The sequence below is a fragment of the Deltaproteobacteria bacterium genome, from assembly GCA_020848905.1.
Lineage (GTDB): Bacteria > Myxococcota_A > Polyangia.
Genome location: JADLHG010000042.1, coordinates 299,995 through 320,223, shown reverse-complemented (window position 1 = coordinate 320,223; position 20,229 = coordinate 299,995). Strand labels below are relative to the sequence as shown.

16 protein-coding genes are annotated in these 20,229 nt (G+C 71.4%); 14 read left to right on the top strand and 2 right to left on the bottom strand.

The features are described from left to right. Positions 1-19: 19 nt before the first annotated feature. Positions 20-709, top strand: a complete 690-nt coding sequence (locus tag IT371_18450) for a PEGA domain-containing protein (protein MCC6749653.1) — start codon at positions 20-22, stop codon at positions 707-709. Between the two features lie 23 nt (positions 710-732). Here IT371_18450 and IT371_18445 read toward each other — a convergent pair whose 3' ends face one another. Then, a complete protein-coding gene (locus IT371_18445) occupies positions 733-3,222 on the bottom strand; it encodes a HEAT repeat domain-containing protein (GenBank protein MCC6749652.1) in 2,490 nt (829 codons plus the stop codon). Beyond that, a complete protein-coding gene (locus IT371_18440) occupies positions 3,222-4,742 on the bottom strand; it encodes an aldehyde dehydrogenase family protein (GenBank protein MCC6749651.1) in 1,521 nt (506 codons plus the stop codon). The genes IT371_18445 and IT371_18440 overlap by 1 nt, the downstream gene beginning before the upstream one ends. A 134-nt stretch (positions 4,743-4,876) precedes the next feature. On the opposite strand from IT371_18440, the gene queA reads away from it, so the two are divergent. From queA to IT371_18375, 13 genes are all read left to right on the top strand, one after another. Then, positions 4,877-5,902, top strand: coding sequence for a tRNA preQ1(34) S-adenosylmethionine ribosyltransferase-isomerase QueA (gene queA / locus IT371_18435; GenBank protein ID MCC6749650.1), 1,026 nt, complete (start codon positions 4,877-4,879; stop codon positions 5,900-5,902). Positions 5,903-5,911: 9 nt separating this feature from the next. After that, the gene (gene tgt / locus IT371_18430; GenBank protein MCC6749649.1) at positions 5,912-7,039 is read left to right on the top strand and encodes a tRNA guanosine(34) transglycosylase Tgt; all 1,128 of its coding nucleotides are present in this window, start codon (positions 5,912-5,914) and stop codon (positions 7,037-7,039) included. A 259-nt stretch (positions 7,040-7,298) separates the two neighbouring features. Beyond that, positions 7,299-7,565, top strand: coding sequence for a preprotein translocase subunit YajC (yajC, locus tag IT371_18425; GenBank protein MCC6749648.1), 267 nt, complete (start codon positions 7,299-7,301; stop codon positions 7,563-7,565). Positions 7,566-7,723: 158 nt separating this feature from the next. After that, complete coding sequence (gene secD / locus IT371_18420; GenBank protein ID MCC6749647.1) at positions 7,724-9,508, top strand: protein translocase subunit SecD; 1,785 nt, start codon at positions 7,724-7,726, stop codon at positions 9,506-9,508. An 11-nt stretch (positions 9,509-9,519) separates the two neighbouring features. Next, positions 9,520-10,821: a protein translocase subunit SecF gene (secF, locus tag IT371_18415; GenBank protein ID MCC6749646.1), complete on the top strand. Its 1,302-nt coding sequence runs from the start codon at positions 9,520-9,522 to the stop codon at positions 10,819-10,821. 15 nt (positions 10,822-10,836) lie between these two features. After that, positions 10,837-12,558, top strand: coding sequence for a single-stranded-DNA-specific exonuclease RecJ (gene recJ / locus IT371_18410; protein ID MCC6749645.1), 1,722 nt, complete (start codon positions 10,837-10,839; stop codon positions 12,556-12,558). After that, a complete protein-coding gene (locus IT371_18405) occupies positions 12,555-12,833 on the top strand; it encodes a hypothetical protein (protein ID MCC6749644.1) in 279 nt (92 codons plus the stop codon). The genes recJ and IT371_18405 overlap by 4 nt, the downstream gene beginning before the upstream one ends. Positions 12,834-13,066: 233 nt before the next feature. Beyond that, complete coding sequence (lpxB, locus tag IT371_18400; GenBank protein ID MCC6749643.1) at positions 13,067-14,227, top strand: lipid-A-disaccharide synthase; 1,161 nt, start codon at positions 13,067-13,069, stop codon at positions 14,225-14,227. Between the two features lie 149 nt (positions 14,228-14,376). Then, on the top strand, positions 14,377-14,883 hold the full coding sequence (locus IT371_18395; protein ID MCC6749642.1) for a PilZ domain-containing protein: 507 nt from the start codon (positions 14,377-14,379) through the stop codon (positions 14,881-14,883). 76 nt (positions 14,884-14,959) lie between these two features. After that, positions 14,960-15,676: a polyprenol monophosphomannose synthase gene (locus tag IT371_18390; GenBank protein MCC6749641.1), complete on the top strand. Its 717-nt coding sequence runs from the start codon at positions 14,960-14,962 to the stop codon at positions 15,674-15,676. Further along, positions 15,673-17,457, top strand: coding sequence for an ABC transporter ATP-binding protein (locus tag IT371_18385; GenBank protein MCC6749640.1), 1,785 nt, complete (start codon positions 15,673-15,675; stop codon positions 17,455-17,457). The genes IT371_18390 and IT371_18385 overlap by 4 nt, the downstream gene beginning before the upstream one ends. Positions 17,458-17,463: 6 nt before the next feature. Further along, the gene (locus IT371_18380; protein ID MCC6749639.1) at positions 17,464-19,557 is read left to right on the top strand and encodes a HAMP domain-containing histidine kinase; all 2,094 of its coding nucleotides are present in this window, start codon (positions 17,464-17,466) and stop codon (positions 19,555-19,557) included. Then, positions 19,535-20,227, top strand: coding sequence for a response regulator transcription factor (locus IT371_18375; protein ID MCC6749638.1), 693 nt, complete (start codon positions 19,535-19,537; stop codon positions 20,225-20,227). The genes IT371_18380 and IT371_18375 overlap by 23 nt, the downstream gene beginning before the upstream one ends. Positions 20,228-20,229: the final 2 nt, after the last annotated feature.

The following is a 20,229-nucleotide window of genomic DNA, read 5'->3' as shown; positions in this document are numbered from 1 at the left end:
CGGCGTATACTCGAAGATCATGGTGCGGAGCTTCCTCGCAACCGCTGCGGCTCTGGTCGCGCTCGCGTCCTCCTCGACGGGCGGTGCGGCTCCCGCGCGCGGGCCCACGGGACTCCAGCTCCAGAGCACTACCACCGGCGCCGAGGTGATCGTGGACGGACAGCTCGTCGGTCGCGTCCCGCTCCCCGAGGTGGTGCGTCTGAAGCCGGGCAAGCACACGCTGAAGCTGGTCAAGCCGGGGTACACGCAGTACCTGGACGTCTTCACCGTGACGCGGGGAAAGGTGACCACGCTGGACCTGGACCTGCTGCCGGTGGCGGGGATCCTCGAGATCCAGGCCCAGGTGTCCGAGGCGAAGGTCTTCGTGGACGGCAAGTTCGTCGGGACCACGCCGCTGCAGACCGAGGTTACGATGGGTAAGCGCGCGCTCCGCGTCTCCAAGGCCGGCTACTACGACTTCGTCGGCGAGCGGCAGGCCATCGCCGGCGAGGTGCTGCGCATGACGGTGCGGCTGAAACCGCTTCCCGTCGGCACCACCCCCTACCAGCCCGCGCCTCCACCGCCGCCGAAATGGTACGAGCGGTGGTACGTCTGGGCCGGCGCCGCGGGGGCGGCCACCGCAGCGACGGCGATCATCCTCGGCGTGACGCTCTCGCGCGGGGACCGCGTGGATCGCTTCGGGCCCGAGCACCGCTGGCGCGCGGAATAGCGTCGCGGCAGTCCCGCGCAACCTCACCGAGGGCAGCGTCGTAACGCCGTCCGTGCGGCGGCGCGGACGGGCCCCGCGGAGTCATTGCGGGCGGCCCGTCGGAGCGTGTCCAGGCTCGACGCGTCACACAGGAGCCCGAGGGCGTGCGCCGCTGCCGTGCGCAACGCGTCGTGGGGGTCGAGGGCCAGGGTGTCGGTCAGCGCGTGGGCTGCGTCGCTGCCGCCGGCTCGTCCCAGGGCCGCTGCCGCCGATCCGGCCACCTGCTCCGCAGCGTCGGAGTGCGGGGCCTCCGCGCGGAGCTCTCTGAAGAGGCGAAGGAGGGCGTCCCTGCGGGCGACCGCCGCCGCGTTCGGCAAGAGCGCCAGAGCTCGCGCGCGGACCGGCGGTCGGAGGTCGCGACGTCGGGCCAGAGCGAGGAGCTCGTCGTGGACGCTCGAGGCTCCGCAGCGCGCCCAGCTCGAGAGGGCCAGCTCGTCCAGCCCTGGGGGGCCCCGCTCCATCCTGCGGCGAAGGGCGGCCGCGCCCGCCGAGCCGCACTGCGTGCCCAGGGCCTCCGCCACCGCGCGCAGTACGAAGCTCCAGCGTTCCCGGTCGAGGAGCGCGGCGAGGGCCGGGCCCGCCTCGCGCGCGGGGGCTCGGGTGCCGAGGCCGCTGGCGGCGGCGGCGCGCACTCGGGGGTCCGGGTCGGAGAGAGCCGCCCGCAGGAGCGGCTCCACGGGGGCGCTCCTGCGACGCGCGAGCTGCTCGACGGCGGTCCAGCGCAGCACTGGGTCCCGATCTCGGGCCGCAGAGCGGAGCAGGCTCTCTGGCGCGAGGGGGTCGCAGCGGCCGAGCGCGTGAAGGATTCGGTAGCGCACCTCGAAGGAGGCGCTCCGCGCCCACAGCGTCGCGAGAGCTCGCGTCGCCACTGCACCGTCGGCGTCGGGGGGCGAGGCGCGCGTGGCGGCCAGGACGAGGTCGGCCCGGCGCGGCCCGTCGGGGGCAGCGAGGGCTGCGGCCAGCAGAGCCAGGGCGAGCTCTCCCGACCGGTTGGCGGCGAGGCCCTCGGTGACCGCGGCGCGCAGCACGGCGGGCCCGCGGCCCGCGAGGCGGAGCAGGAGCTGCCGGGTCGCGTCGCCGCCAAGGCGTCCGAGAGGCTGGGCGGCCTCGGCGCGCAGGTGAGCCGGCTGCGCCTCGTCCTCGACGAGCGCGGTGAGCGGTCCGACGGCGGCGGTCCCGAGAGCCGCCAGCTGCTCGAGCACCTCACGACGCGCAGCGGAGGGGAGGCGCGGCAGAGCGCGGACGAGCGGTTCCGCGGCGGCCGGACGGCCGAGATGCCCTAGCACGCTGGCCAGCCGGCGGAGCTCCTCGCCGCGGGCCGTCTCGAGGGCGGCGCCGAGGAGGGGGACTCCGCGATCGCCGAGCGTCGCCAGCACGCGCAGTGCCTCGTCACGGTGCGCTGCGCTCGACCCGGCGAGGTCGCGGGCCACCTGAGCGAGGCCCCCCTTCTGCTCGAGCTCGGTAAAGAAGCTCACCTCGGAGATGGCCGTACGCCCCGCGCCGGGCGCGCGTGCGAGGCGGCCCGGGTAGGTCTCTTCGACGAGCAGGGTGGCGCAGGTCGCGGCGGTGGGCCTGGGCAGCACGACGAAGTGCGGGCGCGTGCCTCCGGCAGCGAGCGGGTCCTTCGGAAAGACGATCCGGTAGCGCTCGGTCGGGGAGAGGAGCAGGAGGACCCGCTGGAGTCGATTGGCCGCGGCGAAGGCCCGGAGGTCCCGGGCGTCGCCGGGCAGCAGTCGCAGCGCCCGCAGGGCGTACGGGGAGGAGGGGCGGCGCGCGGTGAGGAACTGCCCGCGCCCGCGATCGCCCAGGTCCTCGCTCCACGCGGTCTCGGCGCGTCCGTCGGAGAGCTCGACCGGTGCCACGAGCTGCTCGGCGGACCGTCCGTCGCCGAGCTGCGTGGAGGCCGCGACGAAGCGGAAGGTGTTCACGGGCTCACCGTGCGCCTCGGGCGGCCGCTCGGGGACGGCGCGGAGCTCGGGGAGCCCCTCGAGGCGCGGCCGAATCGTCACCGGTCGGAACCGGCGAGTGGCGAAGTCGTAGAGCCGGGGGAAAAGCTGCACGGGCACACCGTCGCAGCGCGTGACGCCCTCGCGGCTCTGGTAGAGGAGCACGCCGCGGGCATCGACGCGCAGGTGTCGAGACCATTCGCGGTCGACGCCGACGGGGCCGGTGGTGTCGCCGAAGAGTCGTTCGGGCGAGGCGTCGAGGAGGTAGAGCAGCTCCGCACGGGACGGGCCCTGCCCCTCGACCACGACGTGGAGCAGCGGATGTCCCTGTACCGTGGGCCTTACGACGCGCAGCCGGCAGGGGCACCTGGGCAGGGCGAGGCGGCCGAGCGCGGCGCCCGCGTGCCGCACCGTGCCGTCGGCGGCGACGCTCACGCCGGCCGAGTGGAGTGGGAACGGGGGAGCCGCGGAGGCGGAAGGGGCCGCGAGGTAGAGCAGCCCGACCAGCGCGAGGAATCGCCGGCGCATCACTCGCCGAAGCGGATGCCCTGAGCCAGCGGAAGGTCCCGCCCGTAGTTGATCGTCGTGGTCTGCCGACGCATGTAGGCCTTCCACGAGTCGGAGCCCGCTTCCCGCCCTCCGCCGGTCTCCTTCTCGCCGCCGAACGCGCCGCCGATCTCGGCCCCGCTCGTGCCGATGTTCACGTTCGCGATGCCGCAGTCGCTGCCTTCGCAGGAGAGGAAGCGCTCCGCCGAGAGGAGGTCGCGCGTGAACATGGCCGACGAGAGACCCTGCGGCACGTCGTTCTGGATCGCGATGAGCTCCTCCACCGTGTCCGCCTCGATGAGGTACAGGATCGGGGCGAAGGTCTCGTGCTGCACGATCGGCAGCTCCGGACGCGCGCGGACGAGGGTGGGCTGCACGTAGCAGCGGCCGGGCATCCCCGTGGCCGCGCCGCCGCCGCAGAGGACCTCTCCCCCCTGGCTCTTGATCTGGTCCACGGCCCCGAGCATCCGGTCGACCGCGTCGCGGTCGATGAGCGGTCCCATCATCGTCTCGGGCGCGAGCGGGTTGCCCACCCGAACCTGCGCGTAGGCCGAGAGGAGGCGCGAGGTCAGCTCCTGCGCCACGGAGCGCTCGACGAGGAGCCTCCGCGTGGTCGTGCAGCGCTGGCCCGCCGTGCCCACCGCCCCGAAGAGGACGGCCCGCACGGCGAGGTCCAGGTCGGCGCTCGCGGTCACGAGGACGGCGTTGTTGCCGCCGAGTTCGAGGATTGTCCGCCCGAGGCGCGCTCCCACTACTTGCGCAACGCGCCGCCCCATGGCGGTGCTTCCGGTGGCGCTGACGAGCGGGATCCGTCCGTCGGCCAGCATGGGTTCGCCGACCTCCGCCAGGTCCCCGATGGCCAGGCAGAAGACCCCCTGGAGGCCGTGACGGTCCAGCACGCGGTTCACGATCTGCTGCACGGCGACGGCGGTGAGCGGCGTCTTGGGCGAGGGCTTCCAGATCACCGAGTCGCCGCAGACCGCGGCGATGGCTGCGTTCCAGGCCCAGACCGCGACGGGGAAGTTGAAGGCGCTGATCACACCGATCGGGCCGAGCGGGTGCCACTGCTCGTACATGCGGTGGAGCGGCCGCTCGCTGTGCATCGAGAGGCCGTAGAGCTGGCGCGAGAGGCCCACCGCGAAGTCGCAGATGTCGATCATCTCCTGCACCTCGCCCTCTCCCTCGGCGAGGATCTTCCCCATCTCCAGGCTCACGAGTCGGCCGAGGGGGGCCTTGGCGCGCCGGAGCTCCTCGCCGATCTGTCGCACCACCTCGCCCCGCTTCGGGGCGGGCCAGGCACGCCACCGCCGGAAACCCTCCTCCGCGGCCTCGACGATCCGCTCGTAGTCTGCGCGCCCGGCCTGCTGCACGCGGCCGAGCGGCCGGTCGTCCACCGGGGAGACCGACACGAGCTCCGCGCCGGAGGGGTGATCGATCCACGGGCCGAAACAGGCGCCCGAGCTGCGTTCTGCGATGCCGAGTTCCTTGAGGACGTCCTGCATGGGCAATCTCCGCGCGTCTGCCGCGACGCTAGCACAGCGGGGCAGACCGGTCACCTGGGCCCGCGGCGATGGGGAGGCTCCACGCGATGCGTCCCTTGCGCTGGCGCACCGGTCGAGCTAGACCCCTTCGGCCCATGAACGGTCTACGCACCGAGGACTTCGACTTCGCGCTCCCCGAGGGGGCGATTGCCCAGACCCCCGCGGCTAGGCGGGACGACGCGCGCCTTCTGGTGCTCGATCGTCGCACGGGCGCGGCGAGCCACCACGGGGTCCGCGAGCTGCCGGAGCTCCTGCCGAAGCCGAGCCTCCTCGTCGTGAACGACTCGCGCGTCTTTCCCGCTCGGCTCGTGGGGCGGCGCGCAAGCGGGGGCCGCGTCGAGTTCCTGCTGGTCGAGGAGCTTGGCCCCGGTCGGTGGCGCTGCATGCTGCGCAGCTCGAAGCCGCTGCGCTCGCAGGAGGTCGTGGGAGTGCCGCCGCGCGCCCCCGACGCGCCGACGCTCGAGGTGCGGCTGGCGACGGAACCCGACCAGGGGCGCGCCGAGATCGAATTCGACCCGCAGCTCCCCGTCGGAGGGTACGGGAGCGTGCCCTTGCCTCCCTACATCCGGCGGCCCGCGGAGAGCATCGACGGCGAGCGCTACCAGACGGTCTACGCGCGCGCCGAGGGGTCGGTCGCGGCCCCAACGGCGGGTCTGCACTTCACCCCGGCGCTCCTCGACCAACTGGAGGAGGCCGGCGTTCGCCGCGTATCGGTGACGCTGCACGTGGGCCCCGGCACCTTTGCGCCCGTGCGAGCCGCGTCGGTGAGCGAGCACCGCCTTGAGCCGGAGCGCTACGAGCTCACGGGCGGGACGGCCGAGGCGGTGCACCGGGCGCGAGCCGAAGGCCGCCCGGTGGTGGCCGTCGGGACCACCGCCGTCCGGGTGCTCGAGGCCACGGGCGGCGCCGCGGGGAGCGGGCGCACGGGCCTCTTCATCGCCCCGGGTCACGCCTTCCGCGTGGTGGACGCGCTCCTGACCAACTTCCATCTGCCGCGATCCACGCTGCTCATGCTCGTCTGCGCCTTCGCGGGGCGCGAGCCGGTGCTCGCGGCGTACGCCGAGGCCGTGGCGCGGGGTTACCGTTTCTACAGCTATGGCGATGCCATGCTGATTCGCTGAGGAGCCTCCGTGCGTCTGTCGCTCAGTTTGCTGGCCCAGGACGGTCACGCGCGCGCCACCCGGGTGGTGCTTCCGCGCGGCGCCTTCGAGACCCCCGTCTTCATGCCCGTGGGGACGCAGGGGACGGTCAAGGCCATGCACCCCGTCGAGCTCGAGGCGCTCGGCGCGCAGGTGATCCTCTGCAACAGCTATCACCTCTATCTCCGGCCGGGGGCCCCGCTCGTGGCCAAGCTCGGGGGCCTCCACGCCTTCACGGGCTGGCCCGGTCTCATCCTCACCGACTCGGGGGGGTTTCAGGTCTTTAGCCTGAGGGACCTGGCGCGCATCGACGACCAGGGCGTGACCTTCCGGTCTCATCTGGACGGCTCGTCCCACGCGCTCTCGCCCGAGTCGATGATGGAGGTGCAGGCGGCGCTCGGCCCCGACATCGCCATGGCCTTCGACCAGTGCCCTCCGAGCCAGGCCCCTCGCGCCGCGGTGGAGGAGGCGCTCGAGCGGACCACGCGCTGGGCCAAACGGTGCGTCGGGCAGCCTCGCCCCGCGCACCAGGTGCGCTTCGGGATCGTGCAGGGCGGCCTGCACCTGGACCTGCGACGCCGCCACCTGGAGGAGATCGGGGCGCTCCCCTTCGAAGGGATCGCGCTCGGCGGGCTTTCGGTTGGCGAGCGTCCCGAGGAGATGCATCGGGTGCTCTCGGAGATCGTGCCGGCCATGCCGGTGGACCGCCCGCGCTACCTGATGGGGGTGGGGCGCCCGGAGGATCTCGTGATGGCCATCGGGGCGGGCGTCGACATGTTCGATTGCGTCATGCCCACGCGGAACGCGCGCAACGGGCAGCTCTTCACGCGCGAGGGGCGCATCGTCATCTCCAACGCCCGGTTCCGCGACGACCCGCGGCCGCCCGACGAGACGTGCGCCTGCGGAACCTGCCGGACCTTCAGCCGGGCCTATCTCCGGCACCTCTTCGTGGCCAAAGAGATCCTTTATAGTAGGCTCGCCACGGCGCATAACCTGTATCAGGTTCTCCGGCTCGTCGCGGAGGCGCGAGACGCTATCCGGCAAGGGCGTTTCGCGGCGTTTTCCAGGGACTTCTTTGCGCGGCGAGGGCAGGAGGAGGCCGACGGGTCGGCCGCATAGCCCGAAGATAACTCCGGTTGACCGGCCCCTGGCGATTTGTTAGACAATCGCGTCCCGCGGCCTGGGAAGGGCGGGGCCACCGTTTTCACCATGATCGTCCGAAGATATCCCCCAAGGGGGGCCGAGGACGACTGCCAAGACTCTGGAGGTCGTTGTGTCTGAGCTTCCTTGGATCACCCTGCTCGCCCAGGCCAAAGGGCCCGGCGGCGGGAGCCCGGTCCCCGGCTGCGGGGGCGGGGGCATTCAGCAATTCGCGCTGATGATCATCATGTTCGTGGTCTTCTACTTCCTGCTCATCCGGCCGCAGCAGAAGCGGGCGAAGGAGCACCGCGAGATGCTCGCGAACCTGAAGCGGGGGGACATGATCGTCACCAACGGTGGGATGATCGGCAAGATCACCGGCATCACGGACCGGATCGTCACGCTCGAGGTGGCGGAGAAGATTCGGCTGCGGGTGATGCGGACGCACATACTGGGCAAGCAGACGGACGGCGAGACACCCGACGCGCCGCCGCCCGAGGCGTGAGAAACGGCACCGGGCCGAGGACGCGATGTCCCTCCGGCGCGTGGCGGAGCAGTCGTCGAACCGATCGGATGGCGCGCTAGGGCCATCGAACACCGAGGAAGGCCAAGGCGCCGTGAACGCGACGCCGGCTCATTCTCGACGACGTCACGGTAAGCACAATGGAACGAAGCTGGTGGTGGAAGACGATCGGCATCCTGCTGCTGACGGTCCTGTCGGTGGCCTACCTCGTGCCCACATTCTTGGGCGAGGAGAAGCTGCCGCCGTGGCTTAGCAAGCACATCAAGGGCAAGCTGCAGCTCGGCTTGGACCTCCAGGGCGGGATCCATCTCGTCTACGAGGTTCAGGTGGACAAGGCGGTCTCCGACAAGGCGGACCGGCTGGCCACCGACCTCGAGGAGCGGCTGCGCAAGGACAAGAAGGTCGAGGCCACCGCCACGCGGGAAGGTCGCGGCGACATCGTCCTCACGTTCAAGCAGGCGAAGGACCTCGCCGCGCTCGACAAGAAGTTCATGGACGACTACCGCACGAACCTCGACGAGGTGGAGCGGAGCAACGCCAAGGCGACGGTGCGGCTGCGCCTCGACGAGGATTACCTGAAGGAGGTGCAGGAATACGCCATCCGGCAGGCGATCGAGACCATCCGCGGACGCGTGGACGAGTTCGGCGTGGCCGAGCCGACGATCCTGCGCAAGGGGCGCGACATCGTGGTGGAGCTGCCGGGCCTCACGGAGAAGCACTTCGAGCGGGTGAAGGACGTCATCGGCCGCACCGCCCAGCTCGAGTTCAAGATCCTCGACGACGAGGGGAACTTCATCGAGCAGGCCGCCGGCAAGCTACCGAAGGGGAGCGCCATCAAGCTGCGGCAGGAGAGCTACGACGGCAAGCAGCACGGGTCGGTCAGCTACGCCTTTCTCGAGTCGAAGGACAAGAAGGCGCTCGAGCAGTTCCTCGAGAGCCTGCCGAAACTCGGGCTTCCCGTGCCCAAGGATCACGAGATCCTCCTCGGTTCCGAGCAGGCGCAGGACGACAAGGGGAACAAGCTGCCCGAGAAGACCTGGGTCACGCACTACCTGAAGCGCCGCACCGAGCTCACCGGCGAGTACCTCACGGATGCCGAGGTCCAGTGGGACCAGCAGACCGGTCGTCCCGAGGTCGGCCTGACCTTCGATCGCAACGGCGCGTCGCTCTTCGAGCGCGTCTCCGGCGACAACATCGGGCGGCGCATGGCCATCATCCTCGACAACAACGTGAACTCCGCCCCGGTGCTGCAATCCAAGATCAGCGGCGGTCGGGCGCGCATCACCCTCGGCGGGTTCAAGCCGCCGCACGAACTGATGGAGGAGGCGAAGGACCTGGCCGGCGTGCTGCGGAGCGGCGCGCTGCCGGCTCCCTTGCGGAAGACCTTCGAACAGCAGGTGGGTCCGACGCTGGGCAAGGACGCCGTGGACAAAGGGAAGATGATCTTCCTCGTCGGCGGCGGCATCGTCGCGCTCTTCATGCTGTACTACTACCGGGGCGCCGGCTTCATCTGCGACCTGGCCCTCGTGCTGAACGTCCTCTACATGCTGGCCATCATGGCGGCGTTCAACGCCACGCTGACGCTGCCCGGCATCGCCGGCTTCGTGCTCACCATAGGCATGTCAGTGGACGCGAACGTGATCATCTACGAGCGCATACGAGAGGAGATGGCCATCGGCAAGAGTCCGCGGGCAGCGGTAGAGGCGGGCTACACGAGAGCCTTCTGGGCCATCTTCGACGGGCAGCTCACCACGGCGATTGCCGGCTTCGTGCTCCTGCAGTACGGCTCGGGACCCATCCGAGGTTTTGCCCTCACGCTGCTCATCGGCATCGTGACGTCGATCTTCACCGGCGTCTGGGTGACCCGGATGATGTTCGATTTCGTCGTCGGGAAGTTCAAGCCCAAGACGCTGAGCATTGGATAGAGGGACGCACGATGGCCCAGTGGATTAAATCGAATCTCAACGTCGACTTCGTCGGACGAGCCAAGTTCTTCGGCGGGGTGTCCGTGGTCGCGATCCTGGTCAGCCTCGGTGCGCTGGTAGCTAACTGGATCATTCGTGGCGACGCGCTGAACTACGGCACCGACTTCAAGGGCGGAACCCAGATCCAGATCGAGTTCGCGAAGGCCGTGCAGGCGGGGGAGGTGCGTCACGCGCTCGAGGCGGGAGGGTTTCCGGGGGGCGAGGTGGTCAAGATGGAGGACGCCGCCCGCCCGAACCTCTTCATGCTGCGGCTCGCTCAGGTGGTCGCGTTCACGGCGGCCGACCAGGAGCGCGCGCGCGAGGCGGTGAAGAAGGCCTTCGGGAACAAGCTGCGACGTTTCGACTACGGCACCGAGGGGGACCGCATCTACCTCGCCTTCAAGGAAGAGCCTGCGGCGGGTAAGACCCCGGAAGCCCCGCAGACGCCTCCCGCGTCGGCGCCGGCGAGCCAGGCGGCAGCGACGCAGCCGGCGAGCGCCCCGGCTGCCGCGGTGACGCCGAAGAAGCCCGACGCCACCCTGGAGACGGCGACAACCGACGCCATCCGCGCGGCGTTCAAGGGGGTGAACATCAGCGTGGCGCAGGTGCAGCGTTTCGGGCGACCCGAGGACCATAGCTACGAGGTGACCCTGGGCGGGCTTGGCGACGCGGTGCGAAAGGGCTTCGAGTCGAAGCTCGGGGCAGGGGTGATCAAGGACATTCCCCAGGTCGAGTCGGTGGGCGCCAAGATGGGCAAGCAGCTCCGCGACGACGGCATCAAGGCCATTATCTACTCGTTGCTCCTCATCCTGGTCTACATCGCCTTCCGCTTCGACTTTCGCTACGCCCCGGGTGCCGTCGTGGCGCTCATGCACGACGTGATCATCGCCACGGGGGCCGTGGCCATCACCTGGACCGAGTTCTCGATGCCCGTTCTGGCCGCGCTGCTGACCATCGCCGGCTACTCGATCAACGACACCATCGTCATCTTCGACCGCATTCGCGAGAACATGGGCCGGCATCGCGATCGGAAGTTCGGTGTGCTCGTCAATACCTCTCTGAACGAGACGATAAGCCGCACGATCCTGACCTCCCTCACCGTGTTTCTGACGAGTATCGCGATCTGGGTCTTCGGCACCGGAGCGCTCAAGCCCTTCGCCTTCTGCCTGTCGGTCGGTCTCGTCGCCGGAACGTACTCCACTATCTTCATCGCCAGCCCGCTGCTCATCGTCATCCACGAGCGCTTCGTCAAGAAGCCGGCCACCGCCCGTTAGATCACCGGCGCTGGCGTGCCTCGGCCTCCTCGGGCTCTCTGGCAGCTCCGCCACGCCGACGCACAGGCGGTAGGAGAGCTCGAGCGCGCGCTGGGGCTACCCACGATTCTGGCCCAGGTGCTGGTCGGGCGGGGGCTCGACGAGGCCGACGCCTGTCGAAGGTACCTCGAGCCGCGCCTCTCGGACCTGGATTCTCCCGCGGGGATGGCGGACCTGGACCGGGCCGTCGAACGGCTGGCCGCAGCGCTCACGCGGGGCGAGCGCATCGGCATCTTCGGCGACTACGACGTGGACGGGGTGACCTCGGCCGCGGTGCTCGGAGACTACCTCCGGCGGTGCGGTGCGGCGCCCCTGGTGCGCGTCGCCCGACGGGACGAGGGGTACGGCTTCCAGGTGGAGCATGCCGAGGAGCTTGGCCGTGGGGGGTGCGAGCTGCTCGTGCTCACAGACTGCGGGACCAGCGACCACGCGGCCGTCGCCCGCGCGACCGAGCTCGGCATGGACGTCATCGCGGTGGATCACCATCGCGTGACGGAGGGGAGCTGGCCCGGGTTTGCGCTCGTGAACCCGCAGCGGCCGGGGTGCGCGTTCGCGTACAAGGGACTTTGCTCGGCCGGCCTGGCCTTCTACGTGGCGGCAGCGCTGCGACGGCTCGTCGGGGCGTCGCGCGGGGACGTTCCGGACCCGCGAGACCAGCTGGACCTCGTGGCGCTCGGAACCGTCGCGGACGTGGCTCCGCTGACGGGCGTGAACCGGATCCTCGTCGCGCGGGGCCTCGAGCTGCTCGGGAGAACGACGCGTCCGGGGCTGCGCGAGCTCCTGCGGCTGGCGGAGATCGTCGGGCGAGCGCCGACGGCGGAGGACGTCGCCTGGCGACTGGCGCCCCGCCTGAACGCGCCCGGTCGCCTGGGAGCCGCCCAGCTCGCGTTCGATTGCCTCTGGCACGAGGACCGGCAGCAGGCGGAGGCGAGCGCGCGTCGGTGTCACGAGCTCAACGAGGAGCGGCGGGCGCTGCAGGCGAGGCTCCTCGTCGAGGCCACGGCCCAGGCCGAGGCGCAGGTCGCGCTGGGGAGGGCGTTTCTGCTCGTGAGCGGGGACGATTGGCATCCCGGGGTCGCGGGGATCCTTGCCGGGCGGCTGGCGGACCGTTTTGGCCGACCGGCGGCGGCGGTGGCGTTTCAAGGCGACCGCGGGCGGGGGAGCGTGCGTGGCGCGCGCGGCGTGGACCTCGTACCCGTGCTGAGCGGCTGCGTGGCGCACCTCGAGAAGTTCGGCGGGCACGCCCAGGCGGCGGGCTTTTCGCTGCGGCGCGAGTCTCTCGAGGCGCTCGCGGACGCGCTCCACGAGGGGATGGCGGGTCAGGTGCCCGAGGCGCCGGTCCTGGAGCTGGACGGAGAGGTGCGACTCTCCTCGGTGGACGAGCGGCTGTGCGCCGAGCTCGGTCGGCTCGCGCCGCACGGGGAGGGGAACCCCGAGCCCATCTTCCTCGGGCGAGGCCTGACGGTACAGTCGGCGCGCGTGGTCGGAGGCGGCCACCTGCGCCTGCAGCTCAGGCAAGGCGAGGTCGTGCGCGACGCGATCGGCTTCGGTTTGGGTGACCGACTCGGCGCCCTGCCGCCACGGGTCGACGCCGCCTTCGCCCCGGGCATCGACACCTATCAGGGGCCCCGGCTCCGGCTCCGCTGCGTGGACCTCGCGGCGGAGGGGGAGAACCTGCCCGAAGGAGGCGCGGCATGAACGAACCCGGCAACGGCGGTCCACCGCGCGAGGTGGAGGACGAGGAGCAGGGGGAGCCTCTGCCGCCCATCACCCTCGACCGGCACCTGCATCGGCGGCGCGGCAGCCGCGTGGCGTGGGCGCAGCTCTTCACCTTGCTCATGATGCTGGTCGCGCTCGTCCTGCTCGTGGTCTACAAGGAGCGCTGCACCCAGATGGTCACCGACTTCGTGACGACGATGAGCGGTGGCGCAGGGGCGGGATCAGGGCCGGGATCGGGATCGGGCGCGAAGTGAATCCTGGGCCCGCTTTGACTTGACACCTCGACGGGCGGGGGAGTAAAGGGTCAGCCATCCCTTGTCGCGCGGTCGGTACGGTTCAGACGGTTCAGACGGCTTCGGTAGCTGCTCCTCATGCGCGTGCTCACGTTGATCTGGAACCGCCTCCTCTCCTGCTGACGCTCCCCGCTCACGTTGTTCTCCGAGCTGTGTGGGCCGTACCGGCCGCGCGACCTATCGCCTAGTCTTCGATGCCGCTGGCCGCCGATGCTTCCTCGTGGGTGCTCGTGTCGTCCGGCGAGCTCTCGGGCGACCGGTGGGTCGCTCCCGTCGTGGAGGCGCTGCGAAGCGAGGCGCCGAAGCTGCGCTTCTTCGGGGCCGGGGGGCCCGAGAGCGCGGCGGCCGGAGTGGAGCTCCGTCACCGGGTCGAGCGGCTGGCGGTCGCGGGGTTGACCGAGGCGCTCGGAGGGTTCGGCGCGGCCGCGCGGCTCGTGGCAGACCTCGCGCTGGAGGCCGCACGGCGTCGGCCGGTGCTCGCCCTACTCGTGGATTACCCGGGAGCTCACCTTCGGCTCGCTCGCGCGCTCAAGCTGCTCGGCGTGCCCGTGCTCTACTACGTCGCCCCGCAGAGGTGGGCCTGGCTCGGCTTCCGCGCTCGTCCCCTGCGTCGCCTCGTGGACCGGCTGGCGGTGATCCTCCCCTTCGAAGAGGCCTGGTTCCGGGGCCGGGGAGTGCCCGCCGTATTCGTCGGGCACCCCTTGCGCGACCTCTTTCGCCAGGAGCCGCGCGAAGCGGCCCGACGGTCGCTCGGACTCGACGCGCGGCCGGCTCTCGCGTTGCTCCCTGGTTCGCGCGAGGGCGAAGTGCTCCGGCACCTTCCAGCACTGCGCGCCACGGCTACGGCTCTCGGTGCGAGCGTGCAGAGCTTTGTCGTCTCGCCCGGAGGAGCGCACCGCGCACTCTGCGAGCGGCTCGCGCCGGAGCTGCCTCGCGCCGAGTCTGCCGCGGCGTTCGGGGCGGCGGACGCGGCGATCTGCGCGGCGGGGACCGCGACCCTCGAGCTCGCCCTGGCCGGCGTGCCGACGGCGGTGGTCTACCGCGTCTCGAGGACCACCCACGCCGTGGCGCGGCGCCTCGTGAAGGTCCCCTACCTCGCGTTGCCCAACTTGCTCCTCGACGAGGAGCTCTGCCCGGAGCTCCTGCAGGAGGAGGTCTCTCCCGAGCGGCTGGTGCGCGAGATGCGCCGCTTGCTCGAGCCGGCCTCGGCCGAGCGGGCGCGTCGGGGGGCGGAGCGCGTGGCCCGCTGTCTGGGTCCACCCGGGGTGGCGCAGCGCGTCGCCCACCTGGCCCGCGAGTTGTTTCGGGCCCCCACTGAAGGCTCGCCTTGTGCGCGTCGGGCGCGCAGGTTATAGTTTTCTGCACTACATATCCAGTTGGCACGATGCGCGTATTGAAGGCTCGGTTCAGAGACAAACAAGGTTTTCTTGAGGCCTACCGGGAAGAGCTGGATGGCGGAGGCGTGTTCTGCCCTACAACGCATCCGCTACAAGAAGATGAGCCGGTGGTCATCGAGCTGCACTTCCCGGAGCTGCCCAACAAGATGATGCTGCGCGGGGTCGTCCGTTCCTGGCGGGCGGCGCTGCCTCGCTTGGGAATCCGCGCCGGCGCGGTCGTGGCGTTCGACGGCGCGGACGCCGAGAAGCGGGACTTCGTCATGGCCGTGGCCGCGGGGCACCGACCCGCAGCCGTGAAGCGGCGACACCCTCGGGTCCCCGTGGACTTCGAGATACGATGGCGCCGCGCGAACGCCCCGGACTCGGCGGGGGGAGAGCTCGGGGACATCAGCATCGGCGGCGCGCAGCTCGTCACCGAAGAACCCCTGACGATCGGCGACGAGATCGTCGTCGAGCTCAAGACCCCCGGCGGGGCGCACCCGATCTCCATCGCGAGCAAGGTCACCTGCCGCACCCCCACCGGCTACGGCCTGCGCTTCATCTACCGCGACGGAGGCGGCTCTCGCCGGCTGCGCGAGGTGGTGCGTCGCCTGATCGCGCAGGTCCCCGGGTAGCACGCGGTCGCGCGACCGATCGGCGCTCTACACGGTGCTTGCCGTGGCAGCGGTGTCGTCTCTATGATGCGCCGCCATGTCCGACGGAATCCTGATCATCGTCCCGACGTACAACGAACGAGACAACCTGGGGCCGATCACGGCCCAGATCCTCGAACAGCTCCCCGAAGCGCATCTGCTCGTCGTGGACGACAACTCCCCCGACGGCACGGGCGAGCTCGCGGACGAGCTCGCGCGCGCGGACGGGCGGGTGCACGTGCTCCACCGCCCGGGGAAGCAGGGCCTCGGGCGCGCCTACCTCGCCGGATTCCGCTGGGGGCTCGAGAGATCCTACGAGTACCTCGTCGAGATGGACGCCGACTTCTCGCACGACCCGCGCTACCTGCCGCAGCTCGTGGCGCGGGCACGCGCCGGGGCGGATCTCGTGCTCGGGTCGCGCTACGCCGCGGGCGGCGGGACCGAGAACTGGGGCCTCGTCCGACAGATGATCAGCCGCGGGGGGAGCCTCTACGCGCGCACGGTGCTCGGCGTGCGGGTGCGGGACCTGACCGGCGGCTTCAAGTGCTTCCGTCGCCGCGTCCTCGAGACGCTGGACCTCGAGGGGGTGAGGTCCGAAGGGTACGCCTTCCAGATCGAGATGACCTACCGCGCGCTGAAGCAGGGCTTCCGCGTGGAGGAGCTGCCGATCGTGTTCGTGGACCGTCGCGTCGGACAGTCCAAGATGTCGCGCAAGATCTTCGCCGAGGCGGTGTGGATGGTCTGGCGCCTGCGCCTCACGGTGCGCGGCAAGTGACCCGGCGGTCGGTGCGTTCGCGGAGACCTCTCGAGGGTCTGCTCCGCCCGCACCGAGGCCGCCTGCTCCTCGGGGCCCTCTGCGCGGGCGCCACGGCCGTGGCGGGCGGACTCTACGCCTACCTGACGGGGCCGCTCCTCTCCCTCGTTCTCACCGGCGGTGCGCGGGGGCGCGAACCCTTCCTGCAGCTCGTGCCGGCGACGCTGCGCGAGGCGCTCCCCACGACGGGCACTCTGGCGCTGGTGGCGGCGTTCCTCGTCGGGCTGGCGCTCGTCAAAGGGGGGGCGCAGCTCGGGCAGACCTACCTGCTAGACGGCACGGCGGAGCGGGTGGCGCACGCGTTGCGGACGCGGCTCTTCGACCATCTCGTGCGTCTCCCTTTCGGCGTGCACGCGCGGCTCTCGTCGGGGGACCTCCTCGTGCGCTTGGTGGACGACGTGCAGAAGGTCCAGAGCGCCGTGCTCGGGCCGCGGCTCACGCTGCTCAAAGAGGGGCTGGCCGCGCTGGCGCTGCTCGCCGTCGCGCTCCGGGTCGCGCCCGGGCTTGCCGCGGTGACGCTGCTTCTCGTCCCGGCCGTCGGGCTCGGGGTGGGGCTTCTCGCCCGTCGCGTGAAGCGTTCGAGCGCGGAGGGGCAGTCCGCCCTCGGTGCGCTGGCCGCGCGGGCCCACGGGAGCCTCGCGGCCATTCAGGAGGTCAAGAGCTGCGGCGCCGAGGAGCGGGTGAGCCGGGCGATCGCGGACGCGAGTCGCGGGGCCCTCCGGTCGGCGCTCGAGCGCGTGCGCCTGCGCGGGCTGGGCCCGTGGCTGAACGAGGTGGCGGCGGCGCTCGGCCTCGCGGCCGCGCTGCTCTGGGCCGGGACGCAGGTGCGCCGAGGCGCGTTGGCGCCGGAGAGCCTGGTCTCGTTCGTGACCGCGGTGCTCCTGCTCTATCGCCCGCTCAAGTCGCTGGGCCAGGCGTGGCACCAGCTCGCGGCGGGCCGGGCGAGCCTCGACCGCCTGGCGGAGCTCCTCGGGCTCCCTGCCGAGGAGGGGGGGGATGCGCAGCACGAGCCGGGCTTGCCCCCGCTCCGCCGCGCTCTCGAGGCGCGGGAGCTCGTCTTCGCCTACGCGGACGGGCCGTCGGTCCTGCAGGGCGTCTCGCTCGAGCTGCGGGCGGGGGCGCTGCTGGCCCTCGCGGGTCCCTCCGGGGCGGGGAAGAGCACGCTCGTCCGCCTGCTCGCCGGGCTCGAGCGTCCCGGCGGCGGGTCTTTGACCTGGGACGACCTTCCGCTCGGCGAAGTGTCGTTGGCAGCGCTCCGGGCGCGCGTGGGGCTCGTTCCGCAGCGGCCGCTGCTCCTCGACGGCACGCTTGCGGAGAACCTTCGCTTCGGGGCCCCTCACGCCGACGACGAGGAGCTCCGCGCGGCGCTCGGCGCCGCCGGTCTGCGCGACTGGATCGCGCGTCTGCCGGAGGGGCTCGCGACCCGCCTCGGGGCCGGAGGGCAGGGGCTGAGCGGGGGAGAGCTCCAGCGGCTGGCTCTCGCGCGGGCCCTCCTGCGGCGACCTTCCGTCTTGCTCCTCGACGAGCCGTCGTCGGCGTTGGACGAGGAGCACGAACGCGCTCTCATCGAGACGGTGCGGGCGCTGGCGCGCGAGCGCGCGGTCCTGGTCGTCAGTCACCGGGCATCGCTCCTCGAGCGGGCGGACGAGGTGCTCTGGATCGAGGAGGGGCGCCTGCGCCGTCGAGGGCCGCCGCGTGGCGCGGCCGCTCTTGGCGAGGAGGCGCGGGGTAGTCCAGAATAGGCAGAGATGCGCACTCGGCGCGGCAAAGTCCTGCGCGGCCTTCTGCCCGCGCTCGCGATCATCGCGCCGGCCACCACCTTGGCAGTGCTCGGCCTGCGTGCGTATCGCGCGGAGGCGCTGCTCCTGCGGGAGCGCTTCAAGCAGGATCAGGCGGCCATCGTGCGCCTCGTCGCGGGGCGCCTAGGCGAGGAGGCGCGCAAGGCGCTCGAGGAGCTCGCCGAGCGCTCGCGGCACCGGGACCTCGACGACGAGCTGGCGGCGCGCTTCGTTGGTGCGCACCCCGTGGCCCGGCACGTCTTCCTCCTGCGCGGAGGGCAGCTCGTCTACCCCGCGAGCGTGCGCCCCGCGTGGGGGCGGAGCTGGGAGCGGCGTACGGAGCTCTCGCCGCACCTCGTCTCGGAGCTCGACGTGCGGAACTACGTGGTGCGGCTGCGGGAACAGCGCCGGCAGGGAGAGCTGGTCGGCCGCGCGCTCTCGGCCGAATACCGCCGGGAGCTGCCGAGGGCCGCACAGCTCTACCGGCAGGCCTCCCGCGGCGAGGGGACACCTGCGGCGCAAGCGCTCCTCGGCCTGGCGCGCGTCGCGCGGCGGCAGCAGGATGGCCCGCTCGCCGACCGCGTCTACGCCCAGCTCAAGGACCGCTTCGAGCTGGTGCAGGATGGGGAGGGGACCGCGTACGGCCTGCTCGCCGACGTGGGGCGCGCCGAGCTCGGGCCGCTCCGTCGGGTGCTGGCCCTCCACGGCCAGCTCCTGCGCGGGGAGTACTTCACCTCGACCGCCAGCCGCCGCTTCTACCTCGGGTGGGTGCTCGACCGCCTCGACGCGGCGTCGCGTCGGGGGGACCGGACGTTGCGCCCCGAGGTGGTGCGGCACATCCGGCGGCAGACCGAGGCTCTCTTCGCGGCCGACCGCTTCGGGACGCAGCTTCGCCGCTATGGCTTGAGCGAGCTCCAGGCGCAGGCGAGCCCCGCGGTGCGCGGCATGGCCCTCGACCGGCAGACCTTCCTGGTTCTGCGGCGCCAAGGGGACCAGGTGCTGGGCTACGCGGTATCGGAGGGCTTCCTCGGCGCGCGCGTGGCCAAGCAGGTGGCCGCGGTGGGGCAGCGGGACCAGGGGCTCCGGCTCGTGCTCCACCGCGTGGGCGAGGCGCCTCGCCTGGGGTCGGAGCAGCTCCTGCACTCGGCCTTGCTCGAGCCCCCGCTCGGGCACTGGGCCGTGCACGCGCTCGTCCCCACCTCGGACCCCGTCGGCGGGATCGACCGCCGCAGTCAGATGCGGCAGCTCGGCATGATCGTGGGGCTGATCTTTGTCCTCGCGGGGGGGCTCTTCCTGACCTATCGAGGCGTCCGGCGCGAGTCCGATCTCGCGCAGCTCAAGAGCGACTTCGCTTCGAACGTGTCGCACGAGCTCAAGACCCCGCTGACCTCGATTCGTATGTACGCCGAGATGCTGGAGCAGGGGATCGCCGCGAGCCCGGAGGATCAGCGCCGGTACCAGGGGGTGATCATCCGCGAGTCGGAGCGACTCGGACGCCTCATCGCCAACGTGCTCGACTTCTCGCGCATCGAGCGCGGGACGCGGCGCTACGACCTGGTCCCCGCGGACCTCGGACTCATCGCCGTCGAGGCCATCGAGACCTTCAGGCGCCTGTCGGAGGGGGAGGCGGTCCAGATCGGCGTCGAGCTCGACGAAGGCCTGCCGCTCGTCGTCGCAGACCGCGAGGCAGCGGTGCAGTCGATCCTGAATCTGCTCTCGAACGCGGCGAAGTACTCGCGCGGGGCGCCGCGCATCGAGGTGCGTTCGGTGCGGCGGGCCGATGCGGTGGGGGTTCGCGTGCGCGACGAGGGGATCGGGATCCCGGCCGGGGAGCAGCGGCGCATCTTCGAGGACTTCTATCGCGCGCCCCAGGCCCGGGAGGTGGGCGTGGAGGGGACGGGGCTCGGTCTGGCGCTCGTGCGTCGCCACATGAAGGCCTGCGGTGGTAGCGTGGAGCTTGCGAGCGCCGTGGGGCAGGGCAGCACCTTCACGCTGTGGTTTCCTTTATCGCCGGCGCTGCCGGCGTCTCAGGAGGTGGGGCTTGTCCACGATTCTGGTCATTGAGGACGACAGCTCCATCCGGGTCGGCCTGGTCGAGACGCTGCGCGCCAAGGGCTACCAGGTGAACGCCGCGGCACGGGGGGGGGAGGGGCTCGCGCTCTGCGCTTCGTCTCCGCCCGACCTCGTGATCCTGGATCTGATGCTCCCCGACATGGAGGGCTTCGAGGTCTGCCGCCAGCTCAAGGGGTCGCCCCAGGCGGACGTCCCGGTGATCATGCTGACCGCGCGGGGAGCGGAGCTGGACCGGGTGCGTGGGCTCGAGCTCGGCGCCGACGACTACGTGACCAAGCCCTTCAGTCTGATGGAGCTGCTCGCGCGGATCGGCGTGGTGCTCCGCCGCAGCGGACGCGGACGGCCGATGGAAGGGGGGATCGAGGAGATCCGCTTTGGCGAGGTGGTCGTGAACTTCCGGCGGCACGAGGGGCGGAAGGGGACGACCCCGCTGTCGCTGAGCGACCGGGGGTACCTCATCCTGCAGGTCTTCGCCCAGCACCGGGGAGAGGTGCTCAGTCGCGAACAGCTGCTCCAGGAGGCCTGGGGCTACTCCCGGGAGCTCAACACGCGCACCGTGGACAACCACGTGGTGAAGATCCGCAAGGAGATCGAGGACGACCCCAACAACCCGCGCTACCTCGTGACGGTGCACGGGGTGGGCTACAAGTTGGCGATCTGAGC

Bases quoted from the DNA above. Each gene is read 5' to 3' on its own strand.
- IT371_18380 (MCC6749639.1), top strand. From the start codon at position 17,464: ATGCGCACTCGGCGCGGCAAAGTCCTGCGCGGCCTTCTGCCCGCGCTC.
- IT371_18405 (MCC6749644.1), top strand. From the start codon at position 12,555: ATGAACGAACCCGGCAACGGCGGTCCACCGCGCGAGGTGGAGGACGAG.
- queA (MCC6749650.1), top strand. From the start codon at position 4,877: ATGAACGGTCTACGCACCGAGGACTTCGACTTCGCGCTCCCCGAGGGG.
- IT371_18440 (MCC6749651.1), bottom strand. From the start codon at position 4,742: ATGCAGGACGTCCTCAAGGAACTCGGCATCGCAGAACGCAGCTCGGGC.
- IT371_18450 (MCC6749653.1), top strand. From the start codon at position 20: ATGGTGCGGAGCTTCCTCGCAACCGCTGCGGCTCTGGTCGCGCTCGCG.
- secD (MCC6749647.1), top strand. From the start codon at position 7,724: ATGGAACGAAGCTGGTGGTGGAAGACGATCGGCATCCTGCTGCTGACG.
- IT371_18390 (MCC6749641.1), top strand. From the start codon at position 14,960: ATGTCCGACGGAATCCTGATCATCGTCCCGACGTACAACGAACGAGAC.
- yajC (MCC6749648.1), top strand. From the start codon at position 7,299: ATGATCATCATGTTCGTGGTCTTCTACTTCCTGCTCATCCGGCCGCAG.
- IT371_18445 (MCC6749652.1), bottom strand. From the start codon at position 3,222: ATGCGCCGGCGATTCCTCGCGCTGGTCGGGCTGCTCTACCTCGCGGCC.
- secF (MCC6749646.1), top strand. From the start codon at position 9,520: ATGGCCCAGTGGATTAAATCGAATCTCAACGTCGACTTCGTCGGACGA.
- lpxB (MCC6749643.1), top strand. From the start codon at position 13,067: ATGCCGCTGGCCGCCGATGCTTCCTCGTGGGTGCTCGTGTCGTCCGGC.